The following is a 5,298-nucleotide window of genomic DNA, read 5'->3' on the forward strand; positions in this document are numbered from 1 at the left end:
TCACGTCTTCGGAGACGGAGGCCCAGCCGGCCACCGCATAGCGCTTGTCGGACTGCAGCGGCTGGCCGTTGATGCGCAACTCGTCGATGCGGCGGCCCATGGCCGCGGCCGGCGTGCAGCGCCAGCTCAGGCCGCCGGTGCGCACCATGTCGCCGCCCTGCTGGTAATACGGGTCGGGGTTGAACAGGTTGTCGGCCACGTCCTCCAGCACGGTCTTGATCTGCTCACCGCTCATCAGCGTGCGCGTGGCCGTCGGGTAGGTGATGGCCAGCTGGTCCATCAGCCGCTCGCGCGTGATGGCCTGGCCCGGCAGCAGGCTGCCGCCCCAACGGAAACCGGGTGAAAAGGCCAGCTCGGCGTCCTGCTCGGCGCGCAGCGCGTCGCAGATCAGTTGGTCCCAGCTGCCGTTGAAATTGCCGCGCCGCCACAACAGCCCGTCGGTCACGGCCAGGGTTTCGTTCAGCTGTTTGTCGTAGGGCGCGCGCAGCTTGGCGATCAACGCGGCCATCGCCGGGTCCGGCGGCAGCTGGCGCGAGAAGATGGGCAGCAGGCGGTAGCGGAAGTCGCGCACCCGGCCGTCCTTCACGTCGAAGTCCATCAAGCCGAGGAACTTGCCGTGCGAGCCGGCGTTGGTGACCAGCGTCGTGCCGCCGGCATTGCGCACCGGCACAGCCAGCGGCACCGCGTCATGCGTGTGGCCACCGAAGATCGCGTCCAGCCCGCGCACACGGCTGGCCAGCTTCAGGTCCACGTCCATGCCGTTGTGCGACAGCAGCACGACCACCGCCACGCCCTTGGCGCGCAGCGTGTCGACCTGCTGCTGCAGCTGCGCTTCCTGGATGCCGAAGGTCCAGTCCGGCACGAAGTAGCGCGGGTTGGCGATGGGTGTGTACGGGAAGGCCTGGCCGATCACGGCGCAGGTCACGCCGTTCTGCTGGCGCAGCGTATAGGGCGCAAACACCGGGTCGCCGAAATCGGCGCTGGCAATGTTCTGGGCCACGAAGTCGATCTGGCCCTTGAAATCTTTCGCCACGACCTCCTGCACCCGCGCCGCGCCCAGCGTGAATTCCCAGTGCCCCGTCATCACGTCCACGCCCAGCAGCTTGCAGGCCTCGACCATGTCCTGGCCGTTGGTCCACAGCGCGGTGGCCGAGCCCTGCCAGCTGTCGCCGCCGTCCAGCAGCAAGGCGCCGGGCCGGCTGGCGCGCAGCTGGCGCACCAGCGTGGCCAGGTGGGCAAAACCGCCGAGCTGGCCATGACGCTGGGCCTGGGCGCTGAAGTCCAGGCAAGTCAGCGCATGTGCCATTGCACTGCCCGGAGCCACGCCTGCGGCCTTCAGCGCAGCCTCGCCCGCCAGGTGTGGCCACTGTCCCCTGGCCGCGCCTACGCCCAGGTTCACGCTGGGCTCGCGGTAGTGCAGCGGCAGCAACTGCGCATGGCAGTCGGTCATGTGCAGGAACGAGACGTTGCCAAAGCGCGGCAGGTCGTACAGCCCGCGGGCCTCGACCGTCTGCGCCTCGCCATTCAGGTTGAGCCCGGCCATGGCCGCGGCGCCCAGCGCCTGCAGCCACTCGCGCCGATCCAGATTCATCTCGGAGCGACCAAGGTCACTTCGCGTTGACCGGTGACTGCGGGTCCAGCAGCAAGGCCATCACGTTTTTCAGCTGGCCCTCGTCGAGCAGGTTCTTGTGGCCGAAACGCGGCATGTTGGAGCAGGCGTTGTAGGCCCAGGCGTTGTACAGCTTGGCCCAGGTGTATTGCACGATGGGCGCTGCGGCCGGGTCCTTCGGGTCGCTCACGCCGCGCAGCTTGCCGTAGTGGTACAGGCTGGGGCCGATGCTGCCAAACGAGATTTCGCCAGGGCCGATCTGGTGGCAGTTGTAGCAGCTCGCGCCATTGGCGCTGGTGGCCGTGCTCTTGTCGCTCCAGGTCATGCCGCGGCCGTTTTGCGCCAGCTTCTCGCCTTCGCGCCAGTCGCCCAGGTACTGGCCGTCCGAAGGCGGCTTGACGGTCGCCAGCGCCTGGGCTTCGAGCTCGGCGTGCAGCGTCGGGTCCGGCGGCGTGCGGCTGGAGCAGGCGGCTTGTTCGGGCGTCTGCTGCAGGCGGTCCAGCCCGGCAATGCCTTCTTCGCGGAAGGACGATTTCAGCATCGCCTGGAATTCGGCCTCGGAGGCTTCGTTGCCGGTGCCGGGCGACTGGCAGCCGGTCAGCAGCAGCGCGCCAATCAGCAGGCTGCCGCCTGTGGCGAACATCGATCTCATGCGGTTTCCCATCTCAGCCCCCTCAGCGCTTGAGCGACGGCGCGGCAGCCGCAGCACCGTTGGCGTTCACGCCCATGTAGACACCCAGCGCCACCGTGATCTCGGAGCCAAAGCCGGGGTACGGGAAGCGCTGCTGACGGAAGCAGTCGTTGAGCCGGCGCTGCATGGTCCACAGTTCGCCGCTGGACAGCCGGTAAGCCGGCCAGGCCGCGAAGCCGACGCCATCGCCAGGGTTGCTGCGCAGGTCCGGCAGGTCCTGCAGGCGGATGCGCTTGCCGGCTTCGCCGTGGCAGGTGGCGCAAGCGAAGTCCATTGGCCCGCCGCGGAAGTAGAAGGCGCGCTGGCCCAGCGCATAGAGCCGCTTTTCTTCCGGGTGGCGCTGTGGCAGGTTGATCTTCATGCCGCTGGATTCGGACGAGACGTAGGCCGCCAGTGCCTCGACGCTGGCCTGCTCGCCCTTGCCAAACGGCGTCCTGGCGATCTCGGCGGCATTGAAGCCCTGCAGCGTCTCCATGCAGCTCAACAGGCGGGACTCCAGGTCCTGCACGCGACCGGTGTCGGCGAACCAGCGCGGCAGCTGTGCCCATGCGCCCTTGACCACGCCCGCGCCCAGGCCCAGGTCGCATTGGCTGAGCGAGGCCTTTTTCGGCCCGCGCGGCTCGGTCCACAGCGACTCGCCTTTGGCGATGAACAGCTCGGCCGGGTTGCCATCGGCCAGCATCGCGCGGTATTCGGCAATGCCGTCGGCGGCGGACTTCTGCTGCGCCAGCGCGGCGCTGCTGGCCAGGGCCAGTCCCAGCGTCAGGACGGTGGCCAGTTGCGGCCTCCTGCGCGGCATCGGGTTCTCAAGGTTCACGGGCTCCTCCTGTGGATGTGGGCGTGTCGGCTCTCAGGCCACTGTTGCTTCGTCGCTGCGCTTGTCGCCGTGGTTGTCGGTCCACGAAACGCTGACCTTGTCCCCCGCCTTGGCGCCCTTGATGTTGAACTGCAGGAACGGGTTCTTGGCCACCGAAGGCCCCCACTGCGCGGTCAACACCGGCTTGCCGTTCAGCGAGGCCGTGACTTCCTGGATGAACCAGGCCGGGATCGTCTTGCCAGCCGCGTCCTTGCGCTGGCCGGTTTCCATCTCATGGCTCATCAAAACCTTGACGACGGCCTTGTCGCCAGCGGCCTGGGCGCGAATGCGCATCGGATCGGACATGTATTGCTCCTCGAATTTCAATCAACCAACGGTGGCAGCGTCGCTGCGGGGCCGGCGCCGGGCCGCTCCCAAACGGCCCCGCCAACCCTCCCGGCGGGTGGCTTTGCGTACCCCGCAGAGCCGGGTGCCCCATCTAGCCGCCGCAACCGCCGAGGGTCACCTTGATTTCTTTTTGCGCAAACAGCACCTTGTTGTCCGCAGTGATCGCCACCGCGTAGACATTGCAGGTCTGCGCCATCTTCACGCGCAGCGAGAAGCTGGGCTCGATCGCGTCGCTGATGTCGAACGAAGCCGCCAGCGTCGACGGGTTCTTCTCGATCAGCACCAAGAGGCGCTTGACGCCCGGCAGCGAGGTCGCCAGCGCCAGCGGCACGACGGCGCCGTTCTCGGCAATCTCCGGACCGGTCAAGCTGACGTCCTTGCTCTCCACCGGTGCCGACACGCCCAGCGCCTTCACCACCTCGGCCACGCTCTTGGCCTCGAAGGCCGCCGTGTTCCAGGCCGCATGGGCGGCTCCCGGAAGGGCGCCCAGGCCGGCCAGCAGGCCTGCCACGCTGGCACTTCGCGCCAACAGCTCACGACGATGCATCTTCAAATTCTCCTTGCGGTATGGACTCAATGCTAACCACGGCCGTCACTTGCCGATGTTGCTCACGGAACCGGGCGCCCAGCGGGGCCAGCGCCGGGCCGCCCCAAGCGGACCCGCCACCCGCTCGGCAGGTGGTTTCGCGTACTCGCGGAACCGGGTGCACCAGCGGGGCCAGCGCCGGGCCGCCCCAAGCGGACCCGCCACCCGCTCGGCGGGTGGTTTCGCGTACTCGCGGAACCGGGTGCACCATTTCCTAGTCGGTGATGGCGCCGGGTTTATCGAACTGCCACAGCACCCACACGAGACAAACGCAAGCGGGTGGCAACAGCACCGGGTTGACGATGCCCACCACCAGCGGCGCGACGCTGAGGAAACTGCGAAGGCTCCAGCCGTACAGGTAACCGGCGCGCTCGATGTAGTCGACCGCCAGCCCGACCACGGCCTGGCGCTGCGGCGAGCCGGCCGGCAGCGACATCGCGAAGCCCACGTGGTTGTAGTAGCGCATCGACAGCGTCGAGCAGACAAATGACGCGAACAGCGTGCCCATCAGCAGCAGCTGCAGCAGTTCCAGCGGCAACAGGTCATGGGGCGCATGCACCCCGGCAAGCCCGGCCGCCAGGCGGCTGCCACCCAGCGTCACGGCGCCCATCAGGCACAGCGCGGCGGTAGAGGCGGTGATGGTGGCCGACATCAGCGAGTTGCGCAGCGTCTGCACCGCGACGATCTCGAAGCCCGGCTTCTCGGCCAGCGCGCGCACCCAGTCGGCCCGCATCTGGGCATGCACGTCGCGCGCCACGCGGTGTGGCGCGCGACGGCCGATCCAGACCACCCGGCCCTCGTAGAGCAGAAGAATCAGCAGGCCCAGCGCCAGCGCCAGCCAGGGGTTGATCAGGCCGCTCATGCCCGGAGCTCCGACATCGGCTGGTGCGGCTGGCCGCGGCACAGCAACGCAGGAGAAAAAATCCGCATGGGGCGATTGTGTGCGCAAGCGAGGGCAACTCGCAGCCTGGCAGGCCCGGTTGCGCCAAGCATTTGCGCTGGTCAGGCGTTCGCGGCGACCCATTCCGCTGCGACACTTTGCGCATGAGCAAATCTGTTTTCCGAGCATGGAATTGAGCTGGGCCCTGGGCGCCATCGTCGGCTTGATCCTGGCGCTGACCGGCGCTGGTGGCGGCGTGCTGGCCGTGCCGCTGCTGGTCTTCGGGCTGCACATGTCGGTGCAACAGGCGGCGCCTGTTGCACTGCTG

6 protein-coding genes and 1 pseudogene are annotated in these 5,298 nt (G+C 68.0%); 1 reads left to right on the plus strand and 6 read right to left on the minus strand.

Annotated features, from left to right (window positions below; genetic code table 11):
• From soxB to FKP22_RS20235, 6 genes are all read right to left on the minus strand, one after another.
• A partial coding sequence (soxB, locus tag FKP22_RS20210) for a thiosulfohydrolase SoxB (RefSeq protein ID WP_141289492.1) occupies positions 1-1,591 on the minus strand: 1,591 nt, incomplete at its 3' end.
• A 16-nt stretch (positions 1,592-1,607) separates the two neighbouring features.
• Positions 1,608-2,261, minus strand: a complete 654-nt coding sequence (soxX, locus tag FKP22_RS20215; protein WP_141289493.1) for a sulfur oxidation c-type cytochrome SoxX — start codon at positions 2,259-2,261, stop codon at positions 1,608-1,610.
• 22 nt (positions 2,262-2,283) lie between these two features.
• A complete protein-coding gene (gene soxA / locus FKP22_RS20220; RefSeq protein ID WP_141289497.1) occupies positions 2,284-3,099 on the minus strand; it encodes a sulfur oxidation c-type cytochrome SoxA in 816 nt (271 codons plus the stop codon).
• Between the two features lie 51 nt (positions 3,100-3,150).
• Positions 3,151-3,462, minus strand: a complete 312-nt coding sequence (soxZ, locus tag FKP22_RS20225; RefSeq protein WP_141289494.1) for a thiosulfate oxidation carrier complex protein SoxZ — start codon at positions 3,460-3,462, stop codon at positions 3,151-3,153.
• 133 nt (positions 3,463-3,595) lie between these two features.
• A complete protein-coding gene (soxY, locus tag FKP22_RS20230) occupies positions 3,596-4,051 on the minus strand; it encodes a thiosulfate oxidation carrier protein SoxY (protein ID WP_141289495.1) in 456 nt (151 codons plus the stop codon).
• A 253-nt stretch (positions 4,052-4,304) separates the two neighbouring features.
• Positions 4,305-4,952, minus strand: coding sequence for a DUF599 domain-containing protein (locus tag FKP22_RS20235; RefSeq protein ID WP_141289496.1), 648 nt, complete (start codon positions 4,950-4,952; stop codon positions 4,305-4,307).
• 205 nt (positions 4,953-5,157) lie between these two features.
• On the opposite strand from FKP22_RS20235, the pseudogene FKP22_RS20240 reads away from it, so the two are divergent.
• A pseudogene (locus FKP22_RS20240) lies at positions 5,158-5,298 on the plus strand (sulfite exporter TauE/SafE family protein); the annotation flags it as partial.

Origin of the sequence: Ideonella azotifigens (assembly GCF_006519715.1) — a bacterium.
GTDB lineage: Bacteria > Pseudomonadota > Gammaproteobacteria > Burkholderiales > Burkholderiaceae_C > Ideonella > Ideonella azotifigens.